Origin of the sequence: Rhodanobacter sp. C01, assembly GCF_002001045.1 — a bacterium.
GTDB lineage: Bacteria > Pseudomonadota > Gammaproteobacteria > Xanthomonadales > Rhodanobacteraceae > Rhodanobacter.
In genome coordinates this window covers 1-17,772 of record NZ_MUNR01000004.1, presented here as the reverse complement: position 1 = coordinate 17,772, position 17,772 = coordinate 1, and the positions used below count along the sequence as shown (strand labels likewise).

At 57.7% G+C, this 17,772-nt stretch carries 11 protein-coding genes and 1 pseudogene; 4 read left to right on the top strand and 8 right to left on the bottom strand.

Going from position 1 to position 17,772, the window contains the following annotated elements; all coding sequences use genetic code 11:
* The first annotated feature begins 2 nt into the window (after window positions 1-2).
* Genes lexA through B0E50_RS00515 form a run of 4 tightly spaced genes read left to right on the top strand, consistent with a single transcriptional unit; the run spans window position 3 to window position 5,730 of the window.
* Window positions 3-623 carry a transcriptional repressor LexA gene (gene lexA, locus B0E50_RS00530; RefSeq protein WP_077439133.1) on the top strand — a complete coding sequence of 207 codons (621 nt, stop codon included), beginning with the start codon at window positions 3-5 and terminating at the stop codon, window positions 621-623.
* Complete coding sequence (gene imuA / locus B0E50_RS00525; RefSeq protein ID WP_077439132.1) at window positions 623-1,246, top strand: translesion DNA synthesis-associated protein ImuA; 624 nt, start codon at window positions 623-625, stop codon at window positions 1,244-1,246. The genes lexA and imuA overlap by 1 nt, the downstream gene beginning before the upstream one ends.
* A gap of 12 nt (window positions 1,247-1,258) precedes the next feature.
* Window positions 1,259-2,662, top strand: coding sequence for a DNA polymerase Y family protein (locus B0E50_RS00520; RefSeq protein ID WP_077439131.1), 1,404 nt, complete (start codon window positions 1,259-1,261; stop codon window positions 2,660-2,662).
* A complete protein-coding gene (locus B0E50_RS00515) occupies window positions 2,659-5,730 on the top strand; it encodes an error-prone DNA polymerase (protein WP_077439130.1) in 3,072 nt (1,023 codons plus the stop codon). Before B0E50_RS00520 ends, B0E50_RS00515 begins: the two co-directional genes overlap by 4 nt.
* 60 nt (window positions 5,731-5,790) lie before the next feature.
* Here B0E50_RS00515 and B0E50_RS00510 read toward each other — a convergent pair whose 3' ends face one another.
* The 8 genes and pseudogenes from B0E50_RS00510 to B0E50_RS00480 all read right to left on the bottom strand — a co-directional run.
* On the bottom strand, window positions 5,791-7,026 hold the full coding sequence (locus B0E50_RS00510) for a hypothetical protein (RefSeq protein ID WP_139350697.1): 1,236 nt from the start codon (window positions 7,024-7,026) through the stop codon (window positions 5,791-5,793).
* A gap of 329 nt (window positions 7,027-7,355) precedes the next feature.
* Window positions 7,356-10,694 (bottom strand): hypothetical protein, encoded by a 3,339-nt coding sequence (locus tag B0E50_RS00505; protein ID WP_139350696.1) that lies wholly within the window; start codon window positions 10,692-10,694, stop codon window positions 7,356-7,358.
* 615 nt (window positions 10,695-11,309) lie between these two features.
* Window positions 11,310-12,251 carry an FRG domain-containing protein gene (locus tag B0E50_RS00500; RefSeq protein ID WP_077439125.1) on the bottom strand — a complete coding sequence of 314 codons (942 nt, stop codon included), beginning with the start codon at window positions 12,249-12,251 and terminating at the stop codon, window positions 11,310-11,312.
* A 71-nt stretch (window positions 12,252-12,322) separates the two neighbouring features.
* Window positions 12,323-12,793: an SLATT domain-containing protein gene (locus tag B0E50_RS17795; RefSeq protein WP_139350695.1), complete on the bottom strand. Its 471-nt coding sequence runs from the start codon at window positions 12,791-12,793 to the stop codon at window positions 12,323-12,325.
* A 586-nt stretch (window positions 12,794-13,379) separates the two neighbouring features.
* Window positions 13,380-14,363, bottom strand: coding sequence for an SOS response-associated peptidase family protein (locus B0E50_RS00495; RefSeq protein WP_077439123.1), 984 nt, complete (start codon window positions 14,361-14,363; stop codon window positions 13,380-13,382).
* 327 nt (window positions 14,364-14,690) lie between these two features.
* Window positions 14,691-15,614, bottom strand: coding sequence for a hypothetical protein (locus tag B0E50_RS00490; RefSeq protein ID WP_077439121.1), 924 nt, complete (start codon window positions 15,612-15,614; stop codon window positions 14,691-14,693).
* A gap of 44 nt (window positions 15,615-15,658) precedes the next feature.
* Window positions 15,659-16,906, bottom strand: a complete 1,248-nt coding sequence (locus B0E50_RS00485) for a J domain-containing protein (RefSeq protein ID WP_077439119.1) — start codon at window positions 16,904-16,906, stop codon at window positions 15,659-15,661.
* A gap of 279 nt (window positions 16,907-17,185) precedes the next feature.
* Window positions 17,186-17,398: pseudogene (locus B0E50_RS00480) on the bottom strand (hypothetical protein); the annotation flags it as partial.
* Window positions 17,399-17,772: the final 374 nt, after the last annotated feature.

The following is a 17,772-nucleotide window of genomic DNA, read 5'->3' as shown; positions in this document are numbered from 1 at the left end:
CCATGACCATCCGGATCACCCAGCGCCAATTGAATGTCCTTGCTTTCATCCGCGCCCGGATTGAGCGGGATGGACAAGCGCCCACGCTTGAAGAAATCGGCGATGCACTGAGCATCGGCCACGTCAGTGCGGTGCTCAAACACGTCCGGTCGCTCGCAGAAAAAGGCCGGCTGACGATCGAACCCGGCCATGCCCGCGGTATCCGACTGGTGCGCGAGTCCGATCCCTTGGATGCCGATACGCTGGAACTGCCGCTGATCGGTCGCATTGCCGCCGGCGAACCCCTGTTTTCGGAGTCACGGGTCGATCGCAGCCTGCGCGTGTCACGCTCGCTGTTCCGGTTGCGGCCGGACTATCTGGTGAAGGTAGTGGGCGACTCAATGCGCGACGAAGGCATCCTGGACGGTGATCTGGTGGCAGTGCACGCCACGCCGGTGGCCCGTCACGGCCAAGTGGTGGCCGCGCGCGTGGAGGGCGACCGTTTCACGATCAAACGCCTTCACTGGAAAGGCGATGTGATCCGGTTGATGCCAAACAGTCCTGGCTTCAAACCCATCGACGTGGACCCCACCGAAGACTTCGCGATTGAAGGTCTGTTTGCAGGCCTGCTGCGGGGCTGCTGATGAACGCCGTGGTTCCACTGTCCGCATTGCTCGATGCTCGTCAGGTCTGGCGTGGTCGAACTCCCGAGGTGCGGGTCGGTGATCAGCCCACCGGTTGGCGCGCACTCGATGCGGTGCTTCCAGCAGGCGGTTGGCCCGAAGCCTCGTTGTCCGAGATCCTGTTGCCCGTCGATGGCGTGGGCGAACTTCGCCTTGTGCTCCCCACACTTGCACGGTTGACTCAAGGTCAGCGCAACGTCGTGATCGTGTCGCCACCATATACGCCATGCGTGGCGGGCTGGCGTCAGCAAGGCGTGAACATGCGTCGCGTAGAATTCGTCGATGCTGGCGAGAAGGATGTGCTCTGGGCCACCGAGCAGTGCCTGCGATCAGGAAGCTGCGCCGCCGTGCTCGCGTGGCCGCATCACGCCGACGATCGTGCCTTGCGTCGTCTGCAGGTCGCCGCGGTCACCGGGCAGACGCTTGCCTTCGTATTCCGCGATCGCTCCCACCTGTCCAACGCATCGCCGGCTGCGCTGCGCCTGGAACTGGAAGCCCCGCCGCGTCCGCAGATCTGGGTGCGCAAATGCCGCGGCGGGGCCGTACCCGCCCAAGCCATTCCCTTGCCGCGTTCTGTTCATTGATGCCGGCCAGACATGCTTTGGCTCTGCATCTACCTGCCAAGTCTGGCGCTGGACGGAATTCTCCGACGCCGTCCCACGGAGGGACCGTTGGTACTCGTCGACGGGCCAATCAATGCGCGCACGATCGTTTCAGCCAATGAAACCGCCCGAGCGGCAGGCTTGCATGTCGGTCAACGGCTGAGCGCCGCGCAGGCGCTTCTGTCGCAGTTCGAAGCGATCCCGTACGACCGCGAGTCAGTGGAGCGGTGGCACCAGTTCCTGGCCGCTGTGGCCTACCGCTACAGCTCCGAGGTCAGCCTGCTGCCGCATGCGATCGTGTTGGAGGTCAGCAAGAGCATGGGCTTGTTCGGACCATGGCCACGGCTTGAATCCATGTTGCGCGCGGACTTCACCGACTTGGGTTTCCGCCATCGCATAGCAGCGGCGCCGACGGCTCACGCTGCGCATGTGCTGACCATGGTTTCCGACGGACAAGCGGTCCTGTCGTCCGACACACTGCGCAACGCCTTGCAAAGGGTGCCGATCGCAAGGAGTCGATTGCCCGCTAACGCCCTTGCGGCGTTGCCGAGCATGGGCATTCGCACGTTGGGCCAAGTGCTGGCGTTACCGCGCGACGGACTGCGTCGACGCTTCGGCGCGGAACTGTTGGCGTCACTGGATCGTCTGACGGGCGATCTGGCGTCTGGCCTGGAGCTGTATCGGCCGCCGGACACTTTCGATCTGCACATTGAGTTGCTTCACGAGGTGGAGAACCAATCCGCGCTGGTCTTTCCGGTGCGGCGCATGGTCGATGATCTGGCCGCGTATCTGGCCGGTCGCGATGGCGGGGTGCAACGCTTCCTGCTGCGTCTGGAGCACCGCGAAGGTCGCTTCACCGATGTGCCAGTGGGCTTGCTAGCCTCGGAACGTGATGGCGCTCTGCTGTTCGAGTTTGCACGTGGCCGGCTGGAACACCTGACGCTGCCTGAGCCGGTACTGGCGCTGCGCCTGATTGCCCGTGATCTACCCGCTTTCGTGCCCGCGGGACGCGATTTGTTCGACGAGCGGCCGGCGAATGCGTTGCCAATCGAGCAGGTGCGTGAACGACTGCGCGCGCGGTTGGGGGATGGCGCGGTCTATCGGCTGGGCAGCACGCAGGATCCCCGGCCCGAGCGTGCGCAGCACGAGGCTACGCATGATCAAGCGCCGATCGAGCCGCATCCACGCCCCACGTGGCTGCTTCCCCGCCCCATCCCCTTGCGCGGTGAGAACCCGATCATCCTCGCCGGTCCGGAGCGCCTCGAAACAGGCTGGTGGGATGACGGTCAAGTCTGTCGTGACTACTACGTCATCGAGACCTCACTGGGGCAGGAAGCCTGGGCGTTCTGCGCACCCGATGAGCAGACCGGCTGGATGATCCACGGGTGGTTCGCATGACGACCTACGCGGAACTCCATTGCCTCTCGAACTTCTCCTTCGGCCGTGGTGCATCCAGTGCGCGCGAGTTGTTCGAGCGTGCGAAGACGTGCAGCTATGCGGCCCTGGCGATCACCGACGAGTGTTCATTCGCCGGCATCGTCCGTGCGCTGGAAGCCTCACGCCAAACGGGCGTGCCGTTGATCGTCGGTTCGGAGATCCAGCTCGACGACGGCCCGAAGATCGTCGTGCTGTGCGAAACGAAAGAGGGTTACGTGTCCCTCTGTGGTCTCATCACACAGGGTCGGAGCGCATCGGAGAAAGGCACCTACCGCCTGACCCGTGCCGATGTGGCCAGTGGCCTGCCGGGCACGTTGGTTCTGTGGGCACCTGACTTGGTCGTCGACATGGCCCATGGCCGATGGGTGCGACAGACGTTCGGCGACCGCGCGTGGCTGGCCGTTGAGCTGCATCGTGGACCGAATGACGCACGGCGGGTGCGGGTGCTTGAAGCGATTGGCAGCGAGATCGGTATGCCGCTGGTCGCGGCGGGCGACGTGCACATGCACATCCGGCGACGGCTGGCCCTGCAGCACACGCTCACCGCGATTCGACATCGCGTGCCGGTTGCTGAGGCGGGTGCATTGATCGCGCGCAATGGCGAGCGACACCTCCGCCGTCGGCATGTTCTCGCCAAGCTCTATCCCGAGACCCTGCTTGAGGAGAGCGCGCGAATCGCCGCCCGATGCACCTTCACACTCGACGAGCTGCGTTACCGCTATCCGGCCGAACTCGTGCCCGATGGCCACACTGCCACCAGCTGGTTGCACCAGCTGACAGAGGAAGGTGCTCGGTGGCGCTGGCCCGAGGGTGTGCCGGAGAAAGTGCACAAACAGCTCGAACACGAACTGGGGCTGATCGAAGCGCTGCGCTACGAGTCGTACTTCCTCACCGTGCACGACATCGTGCGCTTCGCGCGCAGCCAAGGAATCCTGTGTCAGGGCCGAGGATCTGCGGCGAATTCATCGGTGTGCTTCGCCCTCGGTGTGACCGAGGTGGACCCGATGAAGATGAGCCTGCTGGTCGAGCGGTTTATCTCGAAGGAGCGCAACGAACCGCCGGACATCGACATCGACTTCGAGCATGAGCGTCGCGAAGAGGTCATCCAATACATCTATCGGAAATACGGGCGGGAGCGTGCTGCTCTGGCGGCCACCGTCATCTGTTACCGTGGTAAGAGTGCCGTGCGGGACGTGGCCAAGGCCATGGGGTTGCCGCTCGATCAGGTCGACCAGTTGAGCCAGGTATTTGCCTGGTGGGATGGCGACGAGTCACTTGCTGAGCAGCTTCGCGAGCGCGGCTTCGATCCCGAGAACGCAGTAATCCGACGCATCCTCAAGCTGACGGCCGAGATCCTGGACATGCCTCGGCACTTGTCACAGCACGTCGGCGGATTCGTGATCGCCGATGCGCCCCTGAGCGAGCTCGTGCCTGTCGAGAACGCCGCGATGCCCGATCGCACGATCATCCAGTGGGATAAAGATGATCTGGACACGATGAACTTGTTGAAGGTCGATTGCCTGGCCCTAGGCATGCTCACCTGCGTGCAGAAATGCTTGAACATGCTGCGCCAGCAGCGCGGACAGGATTACTCGATGGCCACGTTGCCATCCGAAGATCCCGATACCTACGCCATGATCCAGCGTGCGGACACTATCGGTGTTTTCCAGATCGAAAGCCGTGCCCAGATGGCCATGCTGCCGCGGCACCGCCCGGAGAACTTCTTCGATCTGGTGGTGCAAGTCGCGATCGTTCGGCCCGGTCCTATCCAGGGTGACATGGTGCACCCGTATCTACGTCGGCGCAGAGGCGAGGAGCCCGTCGACTATCCGTCGGAAGAGTTGAAAGAAGTGTTCGAGCGCACGCTGGGCGTGCCGCTTTTCCAGGAACAGGTGATGAAGCTGGCCATGATCGCGGCCGGGTACACAGCAGGCGAAGCGGACGGGCTACGGCGTGACATGGCTGCGTGGAAGCGACGGGGCGGCTTGGAGAAGCACCGCGAACGCATCCTGACCGGCATGACCGACCGCGGCTACACCACCGCCTTTGCCGAGAAGCTGTTCGAGCAGATCAAGGGTTTCGGGTCGTATGGGTTCCCCGAATCTCACGCTGCCAGCTTTGCCGGCATCGTTTATGCGAGCTGCTGGCTGAAGTGTCACGAGCCGGCGGCTTTCGCCTGTGCGCTGTTGAACAGCCAGCCCATGGGCTTCTATGCACCGAGCCAGATCGTGCAAGACGCCCGACGTCATGACATCGACGTTTTCCCCATCGAAGTGCAATGCAGCGATTGGGACAACACGCTGATCACTCGTCAGGAAGAAGCTCCTGCGATCCAGCTTGGGTTGCGTCAGGTGCGCGGGTTCAGCGAAGAAGCAGCACGGCGGATCATGGCGGCCCGAGCACAGTGCCCGTTCGCAAACATCGCGGATCTCTGCGCACGAGCGGCCGTGGACAAACGCCATCAGGACTTGCTGGCGCAAGCCAGCGCGTTACGGGGTCTGTCGCGGCACCGGCACCACGCGCATTGGGAGGTAGCCGGTGTAGAGAAGCAGCTGCCTCTCTTCGGTAACATCAGTCCGGCGGAGATCGAGGTGGCATTGCCGAAGCCGACACAGGCCGAGGACACGCTGGCGGACTACGCGCGAACCGGCCTGACGCTGGGGGTGCACCCCGTGGCGCAGATCAGGAATCGGTTGCGCGCCGCTCGATGCACAGACTCGCGAACGCTGCGCAAGCGCCCTCACAACAGCTATGCGCGTGTTGCGGGCGTCGTCACGATGCGTCAGCGACCACAGACGGCTAGCGGAGTCACGTTCCTGACGATGGAAGACGAACACGGCATGGTCAACGTCATCGTCTGGCGCGATGTCGCCGAAACCCACCGGCGAGTATTGCTGGAATCAGAATTGCTGGGAATCGATGGACGGTGGGAGGCGGTCGATGGCGTGTGCCATCTAATTGCCAGTCGGTTGCTCGACATGAGCGGGCTGCTCGGTGGGTTGGACGTGCGATCCCGAGATTTTCATTGAGACCTTCCGGACACGAGCACACGCACCATCTTCTATTGCGCACCCCAATGCTGGGCCAATTCAGACCAATGATGCACCAAGCGCAGCCAACATCTGGTTTACCCCCGTTCGAATAGTCTCGACGAGTTTGCCGTTGACGTCGAGTCTGCGTGCCTCACGAAGCGGCCACCTGTACTCGCAATACAACCCAGGGCGAGGACTTACCTTCTGACGCTGGCTGCGTGTGAACTCCTGATCGAACGCCTCCTTCGCCGTTGCTTCAACAATACGTGCCGACTCTAGCCGCGCCCAATAGCTTTCCCACTCAGGGCGACCGAGTTCACGCGCCGAGCCAACTTCGCGCATCCAGTAGGTGCAATAGTCCTCTACTGGCAACGGCGTATTCATCCACGCATACCCGCCTGCCATGAACCCCCAGTGGAAGTTCGGTTTAACGGACCATTCCTGAGAGCGGAGGGCAAGAACTGCGCTCACCGACTTCGGGTCACCGTAAAACTCACGTGACTGTCCCAACGTGTCGGCGGGATACATGCGAAGGCTCACATCCGCGCTGTCTTCCGATAGTCCCAGCCATGCCATGAAGATCTTTCGACAGCCAGCGATGTCGCGCCACCCTAAACCCTTGCCAACCTCGGTGCCTACGACCTGTCCTTGAACAGTGTCTAGGCGCCGCTCAAGTCGAAACACATTGTCACCGCACTGTACAAGCGTGGCGTATGGTCCAATGCGGGGAAATCGCTCCTCAACAAAATTTAGAAAATCTCCTATCAAGAGGCGTTCGGCTCCGGACACGAGATCGTGCTCGGCCAAATCCGCTAGAACTCCGAGAAGCCGTTGCCACGAGATCGAACAAACCTTCTCCCGAAACTCTACTGGCGATCCGTGGAGGTTTATCTGATGCGGCTGGTCGGTCGTCGCGCCCCACGATATTTTGTTTTCGATGACGATGACGAGATCGTTTCCATACGTGACGATTCCGTCGAGAATTTGCTGGCGATCCGAAGGAGCCATCCGAGCGGTGACCTCCGCGGCATCGGGCGCAAGCCAAACGCTGATACCAGGCACAGCGTCGCCCAAGGGCACCTCAGTACCGGGGCTAAGAACATGCTGACGCTGAGTAGCAAAATCCGCCTTTGACAGGTCGTAAAGATTCACTTCGGGTGCAACAAGTCGGAGCCACGCAGCGTGTGCAAGCGGGCTGTATCGAAGGACTACAAGCAGCGCCCGTGTTAACTGGTTCTCATGCGACGCGCCGGCGTTTTCGTATGGGACAAAAAGATTCAGGTGATTTGCCATGCCGTACTCAATTAAGCTTCGGTTTCAGTTTGTAAGACATAGGCGTCTTTGATCTCAGCATACATTGGCGATCAGCCGGGAGATCCCGTGGTGATCGCCGAACAGCTGTCCCCAAAACTCTTCGAGGTTGTCGCGGCGGGCGTTGTAGGTGCCGGGGTATTTGCGCTCGACGGCTTTGGTCCAGCCTGGCACAGCAGCAGACCAGACTCGCCATTAATGCTGATCAAGCTAGTCGTCTGGCCGACTTCGTCATATAGAGGTCACTAGGCCGAGCGCTCTGCCTCGGTCCTGGCAACTTCAGTCAGCATTTGGTTCGCCACTGCACGTCGCTAGCTTTGCCCGCGCATTCGGATGCGCCGGCGTTGTTCAAGTGCTCTCATCACCGGAGCGTTAGGCTGATCAGGGGGAATAAACGGCGGGTCATCGAGGTCCAGAACCATGCCATCTGGATCGTTCTCATCGATCTCCCAGGCTTCGCGTACAGTCAGATTATGTTTCCCGAGCGCGAGGTCCAACATAGGTTCTGGTGTGCTCTCGCGTGTAGGCAGGTGAGCAGGCACAAGCAGATAGCGCTTATGGAGCTGGAACGATTCCAAAAAACCATCCAGATTTTTTGGACTACTGGGAGACATCGTCTGAATGCGCGAAGCGGACGCGAAGAACTTGCCGGGACGCAGTGATATCTTGTCCATGTTTGGTCCGACGATCACAGCGTACGCCAGCGGGCTCTTAGCGGATATGCCACGGACAATCGCGATACGAAGAGCATTCTCCACGTCGTCCTGCCCAAAACGCTTTATGAGCCCCTCGAAGATGCTACGGGCAGGTTCCCGGTTCTTGTAGGCAAGCCCAAGGACAGGAGGATAGTGCTGGACGTCGCCAGGCGAGAACATGAACAGTGCCGCATCCCAACGCGCGGCATCCCATTTCACGACATCAATTGGGGACACCACTTTGATATCGCTATGCCGTAGTCGCTCAGTATCGAAGAAACCTTCCGGCGGATCACCTTCCCCTCGCAGCGATTCCCCTAGAGTCTTGGCGTCACTTGGCTCCTCCGGTGGAATCCAGGCCGCCGGTTTTTTGGGTGGATAGGATCGATCGTCACTCTCGATCCAGTCGTTGATCGAAAGCGCGCATTTTTCACCAAAAAGATTTCCCAGCATTACAGGAATGTTCGAGAACGTCAGCGAACGGGCAAACGCACTTTCATCCTCAAACACTACCTTGCCCCACGCCTCGTGTTCGGCCGGCATAGCGAACTTCAGCATGATGCTGAGGACCGAGTCTCTGAGCCAGTTTGGGAAGGTGAGAACCTCCTCACGATCCTTAAAGACTAGGAGCTTAGGGTGGGTAACCAGACCGACCGGCTCGCCACCCTCATCGACAAACTCAAGCTTTGGAACCACGCCCGGCATTTCTGCTGGATATACACGGATTGTCAGCCGATCGAGAAGCGGAAGCATACGGTGGTTCAGGCTGGTCGCAAGAAGCGCCTCAAGCGCTCCAAGAATGGCCTCAGCAATGCCGGTGGAGGTTAAATTATTTGCTGTCTCCAGCGTGATTTCACATCCGAGTACGCGCGACTTCAGGAAAACTCGCTCACAGAGGGCGTAGTCGGGCTTGTCTGGAAGCCCCGCTTTTGCACCTTGCGCGTACCAGTCGTTGAAGAAGCTGGTGACGCCCTCGGGTGTCTCTTCTGCCGGAATATATCCTTCGGTGCGAAGGACGTCCTCGTACCCCATCGGATAGAGCAGTGCGGCTCGTGCGAACGAAATTCCGAGACGCTCCAGCGCATCCGGAAGGCGGCATATGGCAGCGAATTCCTGTGAAGGCGTGCGCAGCAAAAGTGCTCCGATCATCCCCGCATGGTCCATTTCGACTTCTGCGATCTTCTTATGGTCTCCGTCCGTTCGCGCGCGTGCGTTTCTCACAATCAACTCGAGCTCGTGCGCGGTGAATATCTGCGGGAGCCGCCCCAATTTGAGTTCGGAGTAAAAGTATCGGCGAATTACGGCGGGGTTAACATCCGAAATGGAACCACTTCTTCGGAGCGCTTGGAGCTGGCCGGACAACGCCGCGAGTGCAAAGTTTCTGGCGGCCCACAGCAAGCCGGTTTCTTGGTAGGCAAAGCTTGAGCCAATCAGCGCGTTGATAAGCTCGTCTTCGTACTCCTCTTTGATCAGAAGATGCGCCGCGCGACCGAACCATCGGATCGCTTCGTGGGTAAGTCCCTTGTGAAGCTTCTGGTACGCTCGCTGAACATTCTTGGTTGCAGCCTCACCTTCGCCGCTGCGTCCGGCCAGAGTGTCCGTGACCGCTTCGTACAAAGTATCGAATTCGGTGCTTTCAGGTACATGCTCGCCGATCTCACCAAGCGCGTTTGCGATACTTAGGAAAGGAAAGGTGCCCAGGCCTTCCGCGTCCCGGATGACGACAGTAAATTCCTTCCAGATGTCGACCAACGAGTCGGACCGATCCGCCGCGAGACGCGCAGTCATGCGCGTCATTAGCAGCAAAGCCTTGGCGTGTAGCGCGTTATTTGGTCGGCTGGTCATAAAGCTCAGACGCTCGAGAGCATCCATTAGCACCTTAGTTCGCTCGTCTAGCTTCGCGTCCTCTTTAGACAGGTTATTGGAGGCAACGCTCATGCGCAGCAGCGGCAAGATATTGTTCAGCCGCTCAAGATCAGTGGATTCTTCCGAAGTGAGAGCTAAGCGCTCGATCTCGGCGTACAGCTCGTTTGTACGTACGTGATCTTCGAACCAGAAGTACGACGTCCATGCCCAGTCGTAAGTAGCCGCTAACTCATGAATCTCCAACTTGCGGTCTCTTGCGATGCGAACGGCCCGGTCGAAGAGGGCGTTTACTTCATGCGCCAGCCTTTGTAACCCGCGCGCCAATATTGCCGCCCGCAGGGTGTCCTCAGCGAGAGCATGCGGTTGTCCTTGATACTTCGTCCCATCTTGGATCGCCCGCTCGAGCTCATTGAGTTCCTGCTGGCGTTCGTAGTCTCTGGGTCCGACCTTCTTGGTTTGTCGCTCTGTACCGTTACCAACACCCAGCTCCTCTACCGCAATGTTGAGGCTATGATGATCGAAGACACGATCCAGCAGCCAGGTTCGATCGAGGATGGTTACAGAGATACGGTCTTGCTTCTTAAAATCGTCCTGGACGGACGCAGAGTCCTTGGCAGGAACAAACTGGTTGGTAACGAAGTAGATGTGATCGTAGTCTCTTGAGGTGCTGGCGATACTCTTTACGTCGGACTTGACCTTAGCGCGCCAATCCTTCTTTGCACTGAAAGCGAAAGCGAAACGTTCCCCAGTCTTTGGTGACCCAGGGACGAACCATCGCAGGGCGATCTCTTCTGCAACCGGATAGGTTTCAGCATCTGTCTTGCCGTCGCCGCCGCCAGTCGGTCCCGTTTGCGGACGGAGGTTTGGCGCGACAAACTTCTCGCACATTCGGTGCGCAAACGCCTCGAACGTAGCCTCCTGTTTTTGGCTGGTCAGGGTTTCAAGATGATAGGAAAGAACTTCGCGCGTGAGGCAGCTTTCGGACTCAACAGAAGAGTCCGAGAACAAGTGAGGATGTCTTTGGCGCATATACCCGGAAGGGGTATACGCGCTCGCTTTACTGATTTCCTGATCTGCTTCGGCGGCCATAGATTGACTGTACTTCACCGTGGCCGCTGGTGCGACGCCCCCGCTTTCAGTAGCGGGCAGAGCAATCCGCTGGCGGCTACGACTTTCAGTGTGCCGATTGCGGCATCGAGTTTTTCCATCGTTTACATGAAAGTCGTGGGCGGGCGCGCTTATCAATGGCGTGGTCTGATGGGGAGACTGACCGTCGAAGCGGGGCTTGGTTCGGCCGGGTGCCTGTTACTTGCTTTGATGCTCCAGATGGTCGAGCCCAGGGCTGCGAAGGTGCTTGAGCCGGCCTAGTACGAAACTAAATTACGTGCAGTCCTCAACCACCTTTCGTCATCGTTCTGGACAGCCCACCGGCTTTTTCGCAGCCACCACCCACCGCGACGACAAATCCGCCTATTCAGTACTTGACGACCAGCCTTCCTGAAAGCGGACGCTTGCGATGGGCTGAAATGGGTCGCAAAGCGACCATCGGGCAACAGCCGCGAACCAACGGTCGCTTACCGGCCAAGACTGGCCGGTCGACTACCTCAGATCTACGCCGCAAAGCGGCCACACAAAATGACTGGGGATACTCAACGTGAAAATTAAGCGACCCGCGAAGGGGGCGCTCAATTGAGTCGTTAGCCACTACCAGCGCTTGAGGTGAGAGACGGCGAATTCTGAGAATCCCGTGTAATCAGGGTAGATTGTTGAGTGCTTGTAGCCAAACATGAGCTCAAGACGTTTGCGTATGTCCTCTTTTGCCGCGGCCGAAATTCTGAATGTGTAGCAAGCACTATTTGGAATGGCGCCAACATTGGCAGAGAACTTATGCGGCCGAAGCGCAAGTGAACATGCACCACGACCCGTGTCAATTGGCCACCATCCCTGCGTATAGTCCGCGCTTTTCGGGAATTGAAAGCGTGTGTTGTTTGGACCCGTGGCGCTCGGAACTCCGCCAAAAATGAAACCTCCGTTCTGAGCTGAGATCCGAGCATCAAGACTTGGCGGCTTCCAAGCGAAAAATGAAGTTGTCCACTCCTTGGAATTTATTATTGCTGGATCCGTCCATGAGCGTGAGTAGGCATCTTCCCATTCTCGGCGATTCGCATGTTCATTGATGAGCTTATTTGTTACGTCAATGGCGAACAATCTGGCGTCATCATTTTCGCTCGATAGCTCAGCATTAGACCACTTTTGCTCCACAGCAAAGAAGACGCCAACCCAAGCATTGAAGCTCACGTCTATCAGCCGAGTGGGGGCCCCGAAGTGCTGAAGCATGGCAAGCTGGTTCAAAATTGAAAGCCGCCCCCTGCCTTGTATATTGTAAAGTCCCCAGCGGTGTAGGTTTGCTAGGATCCCCTGTTCTTCTGAACTGAATCTCGATTCGACTGGGTTTGATCCAAGTGTCAGTTTCAGGCGCCTATAGAGTGAGCTATGAAGTGCCCAGCCGGCATTGACTTGGCCGCGCCATGCAAATTGCTTGTTCTCAGCCTTTGCCTTATTGAGAATGCCATCAATTGCTGCGACGAGATCCGCGTAATTATTAATTACCGTTTCGAAGGGTGTCCAGAAAAAGCTTGCTGGCATTGCGACTATCTCCCTTGTGGTGGCTAAGGCTGGAGTCAAGCGGCGGGTAGTCGTCCGCCTTGATCGAATTGTTAGCCACCTTGCCGAGAAGCAATGATCGCTTTTTTAAATCTCTCTGGGACGGCTACGGCACAATCACTCGCGTTTTTGAACTCCGATTCGAGTTCGCTGATACTTTCATTTGGCTGAATGCCATTTGTGAGTTTGGACTCACAGCTTCTACGAAGGGAATCAAAACGCGAGCCGGCTGACTTGTGCTCTGCTGCACGAACCGAGTAGTTGGAGAAGGTTTGCACTGCTGCAAACACAACTGCAAAAACACTAAGCAGGATTGCGACAGAACGAAGCCAGAGGCTAGGCGACTTGTCGAGTGTCAAGACTACGCCGCACGCGACTATGGCCGAGAATAAAGCCGAGGCTATCCCTAAAAAAAAATGCATTCTCTCCGAGTATCGGGCAGCGTCGTAGTGTGCGTCAGCTGCAGCACTGCACTCTATCCGCCATTGATCGACTAGGGCTGGTTTGGTTTTAGGCTGGTTCATTGAGGGTCAGATCCTTCTGTAATGGCTAGCGCTTAGGTTAAGCGGCGGCGCAGCCGTCCGCCTTAAACGAATAGATAGAGCCGTTGCAGCGCGTGAAATCGGTCGTAGCAAGCGCCACACCCAAGTTTTATGATTCCGAATTGTTCGGAGCGTTCATGCCGTCGCCAATGAAGCCATCCTCGCGACTGCATGCATCTTCGCATGCGGAACACTGAATATCACCACGCGGATCACCTCATCGACAGAAACTGACCGTTCAAAGCAGCCGTTCGCGACCGGCTGCAACGGGTCAGTTCAGGCCGTTGACCTCAGCTCCAGCCTAGCCCGCCGACACGGTAGTCAGCACTGGCACAGTGGTCGGAAATTGCCGGAACGGGTGGTCAGTCAGACCGGAATACTCAAGAAACGCCTCCGCCCGCCGCCCGGGTGCATCCAGGCCGTTGCTGCATAGCGTCTTACGCCCTCGGTGGTCGGGTCGGTTAATGAAAGCCTAGATGCCCCGGATAAGCGCGGGAAGGGTGGCAGCGATGACGACATACAAGCTGTCCAGCATCAGCTTCCGGTTGTCGCGGTAGGAAGAAGCAAACTACTTGTGCTGCACCAGTTGATGTTCGTAGTAAGGCCGCACACGTCGGTCAAGGATCGCATACAGGTTCGCGTAGTCACTCGGGTCCGGATCGAGCCATGCATCGATGTCTTCTTCCTGAATCGGAACGGGACACCGGTCGTGGCCCGCCTCTACGACTTCAAAAGACGGGTCATCGGTGATCGCGGCGAATGTGTAGAACCCCGGATCGTCACCGGCTGCCTCAACATAGTTCCAGAGACAGGCCACGAAGAGTTCTTCACCGGTCGAAGGCGAGAAGAGGATTTCAACACTCTGCTCGCGCTCACCTGGTACCAGCGGTCGTTGCTGCAGATTGTGGATATACACGCTTTCGTAGAATCGATCCACGATCATAATGCCGTGGTTGTAGCCGAACACCTTGCGCCATACGGTCGAAAGCTTGTCGCGCCGCGCGTTGTACGTGCCTGGTTTCTCGATCTCATCGGCTTCTGTCCAGCCGGGCAGGCGACAACGGTAGCGCATCGGGACGACCATACGACCGCCCGTTTCAGGATCACGAATCATCACCGGAGCAAAGTGACCAGGCCAGATCCTGTCGATGCCATCGGCCGATGCTGGTAACGCCAGGTCTTCCAGCTTCTTCCTTCCTGCCTCGATCTTGTTTGTTGCGACGCGGCGGTCGTTCTCGGCCTTTTTGGTCGGCTTGCTTGACGCGAGCTTGGCGTTCGCCTCTACGAGGCGGGCTTCCTGGACGCCGATCTCTGTGGCGATCAAGGCGATAGCCTCAGTTTCTGCTTCGCGCGCCAATTCGACCGTACCGATATCCAGAACGCCACCCGTGGCATCGGTCATGGCGCGGCGCATCGCCTTCGGGATGACCTTGACCCAGTTGCCCTTCCTCTTAGTCCAGCCCGCGAGCTTCGTGAATTCCTTTATGTTGAGCTTTCCGCCAATGCGCTCGTATTTCCTGAAGTCCGCCCAGATTTGCGCCGAATAGCACATTTCGGATCCTGATCGAGCTGACCGCGATGAGCATGTTGTGTATTCCATCCCACGGTAGCAAAAGCATCAGCGCCTTGGGCAAAAAAAGAGAGGGGGACATGGAGTGCTCGCACACCGATGAAGTTGATCAGTAACCCCGACCGATCATGATCAGCGCACCGGCATCCTGATCAGCGTGAGGGAACCGGCCGGGATCGGCCAACTACAGCCACTCTGCTGGCGCAAATGGGCGCCGCAAAGCAGTCATTCGAAAGGTTTCAATTCAGCTGCCTGGCACCACCGAAAGTTGCGAAGTAAGCTCATACTGTTATTAGAAATTGTCGGCGCTTACGACTGAGGCGCCTGCTTGCCCTGGCCGCACCACTGCTGCCATTCAGTGATTTGGTCTTCGGACACAGGGGCGTTTGGCTGCTCTTTATGGAAGGCGACAACCCAGTTATTCACGCACGGACTGTTCGGATCAGGAAGCGGAGCCTGTGCCGAAGCCTTCGTGTCTCCCGATGCTGCTGCCGGCGCTGCTGCCGGTGCCTGCACAGCGGCTGACGGAGACGATGATGTGGTGGAACTCGGAATCGGTGCAGCAATTGCTGCCCTCAATTGATCCTCAACGCTTCCGCGCGGAACGCCAGCAATCTGGCCCACCGGTACTTTCGTTCCGAACACATGGTTGTAAAGACCCGGCAGGGCGTCGTGATCCTTCGCAAAGATCATCAGGACAAGACCTGTCATCGTGTCCTCGCCATGCACGAGAAACATGTGGCCGTCGGGATTGAATCGATATCCGGCTTGGACATGGAACACTTTGGCACCATGGCCGCCGAGAAAGCTTTTGCCGATCGCATCGAAGATCGCAATCAGGCCGCTTCCATCCTGAAACGTGATTTTCAGGCCGACATCGAGGTCGTGATAAACCGGATCAATCGCCGGAACATAGTCCTCCGGTGTTCCGCCTCGAACAAGCTCGACGCTCTTTACGCTTGGGTTGTTCTTCAAGGCGTCTTCGAGAGAAATGTCCGTATCAAAACGGCCCGAACTGGCAGCCTTTTCTGTCAACTCTTTGAGCTTTCCTTCGACCTGATCATTGTTCAAGCCAGGTGGAAGCGCGTTGATTATGGCAACTGGCGCGGCCTTCTCGAACTTCAAGGACATCACGGACTGAGTCAGATTGTTCGAGAACAAATAAACCGGAATGTAGTAGACGATCATCGATAGGATGAATGCGCCTACCCAGAATTTCACAAATCCCTTCATCAATGGCTACCTTTTTGTAAGTGGGAAGAACGTATTTGAATTACTCAGTTGGTCAATTTCGCATAGGCATCATTGACCTGCTGCATCATGCGCGTCGCCCACGCGATCGTTTCCCGATCTTCAGTGGCGTATTTGTCGGGGTGGTATTGGGCGCGCCGGGCTCGATACGCGAGCTCGATTTCCTTCACCGACGCGCTCGGCCTGACGCCAAGAATGTCGTAAAAGTTGGTTTGCTCATGGGTAGCGCCAGCGTGACGCTCTTCATTCCCTTGATCAGATTCGTCGCGATCCGCATCTTCGCCTTCGCCGTCGTCATAGTCATCGGGATTAAGGAGAAAGTGGCAGAACCAGGCCAGCTTGACGAACATCGCGGCCACCGGGACAGGATGACTCGGCATTATTCTGGTGCAGATAATGGTTCGATGATTTGAGAGCCGGACGGCCTGATAAATGGACTCTTGAAAATCTTCGGCGCCCGGGACGTCGGCCAAGTGTGCATAGGGTATGAAAACAGGATAAGGAATGGGCTCCCGTGGCGACTTCGCCCGAATGCCCGCTGTGGTCAATGCAAACCCAACTCTGGCATGTCCGTCATGTAGTGTCAGATCGGACACAGCGATGATGGCCTCATCGTCAGCCATACCCATGCTGAAATGGGCCATGAGCGCCATGTCCGGACTGATCCGGTCTCCTATATAAATGCTTGAAATGGGCTTGGTTTCGCCGTTCGTGGAAATAGTGAGAAAGTCTTCACAGAGGTATTGGAGCCCCTCCCACGGGATCCAGCGCGCGATCTCCACTTTCTCTCTTTTCCAGTTGTCCGACCTGACAAAGTCATCTAGTTGGCTGAAAAGCCATCCAAGCGGCATCTTTTCCGGCTGCGTCAAAGAAACGACCTTGTCGTCATTGATGTAGATCGTCGTGTTTTCAGCTCTGATCACGCCGATCGAGTTCATCGGATACACGGCCAATTCCGTGAAAGGTTCTTTGACGTAGATTGCGCTATTGGTGATGAAGAGCCCTTCTTTGGCACCGCCAAAAACGGTGTCATCAATGACAACCAGGATGTCTTGAGGCTTCACCAGATGACCGATGGATCGCAACGCCCCATCCAACTTTTTCGCCGGTATGTTCGGAGAGAAAAATATCTTGTCCGAATCCATCTCGCGCACACCGCACAGGCGAAGGTATGTATCGAGAGACATTTCCTTGTTTGCGCTTAACTGTGTGTCGATGAAGGAAGGGTAGCCTTCTGCATTTCGGTCAACATGATGTCCGTGTTCGCCGTACATTCATTCCCCCCTTTTGCTTCTTCAACGAAATTTGACTGTCCTCGTCGCACGCACCCCTTCGACGTCGGCAGCAGTGAACCAAGAGCTTATCTAACCCTTGGAGTCCCATTTCCCGCCCATGCACTCCTTGGCACGAACGACCATCACCTGCCCTTGGATTGCGGTGGGGCGCTGTAGCACGTGAATGGCTAGATAGCGTCTGCGCCCATGCGTGCAAGTGCGTTCAGAGCAGGCGCTACAGTCCGGGTGCGTGGTCATAACTGTTCCTTGTGCAGGTGTCTACCCGGCCAGCCGATGCTCGTAATAAGGGTTCCCCCTGTCATCCATAATGGCATAGAGGGCAGCCAGGTTCGACGGATCAGGGTTGAGCCAGGCGTCGATTTTCTCAGGCCTGATGTTGATGATCGTTAGGTCATGCCCGGCTGCGACCACCTCGAGCTCCGGCTCGTCGGCGGTCGCAGCGAAGGGCAGGAGATTCGGTTCCTTCGACGAGGACATCTATCGCTTGCGCGACGTGTTGTGGCCGCCGCAACCGAACTCCGTCAGTTGGGCATGCTGGTCGGCAAGCAGGTCATCGTCGATCGGTCGTGCGGTGCGTTCGATCTGGTGCACGCATGGAGCATGAACTCTTGCGGCTTATGAGTCTTCGCCGGATGGAACAGGCCTGTCTTTCAGTCCTATTCCTCCGAATGTAAATTTTTACATCTGATCACCCTATCTTATGCCGACGAGTTCACCCGGCGTCGGCGGGGTGTTAGTTGCCAAACATTAGCTCTTGCTCTTGCTCTTGCTCTTGCTCTGCTGTGCTCTTGCTAGACCAAATGGTCGGTGGGGATAGCCCGAGCTAGACCCACACCGTCCAATGA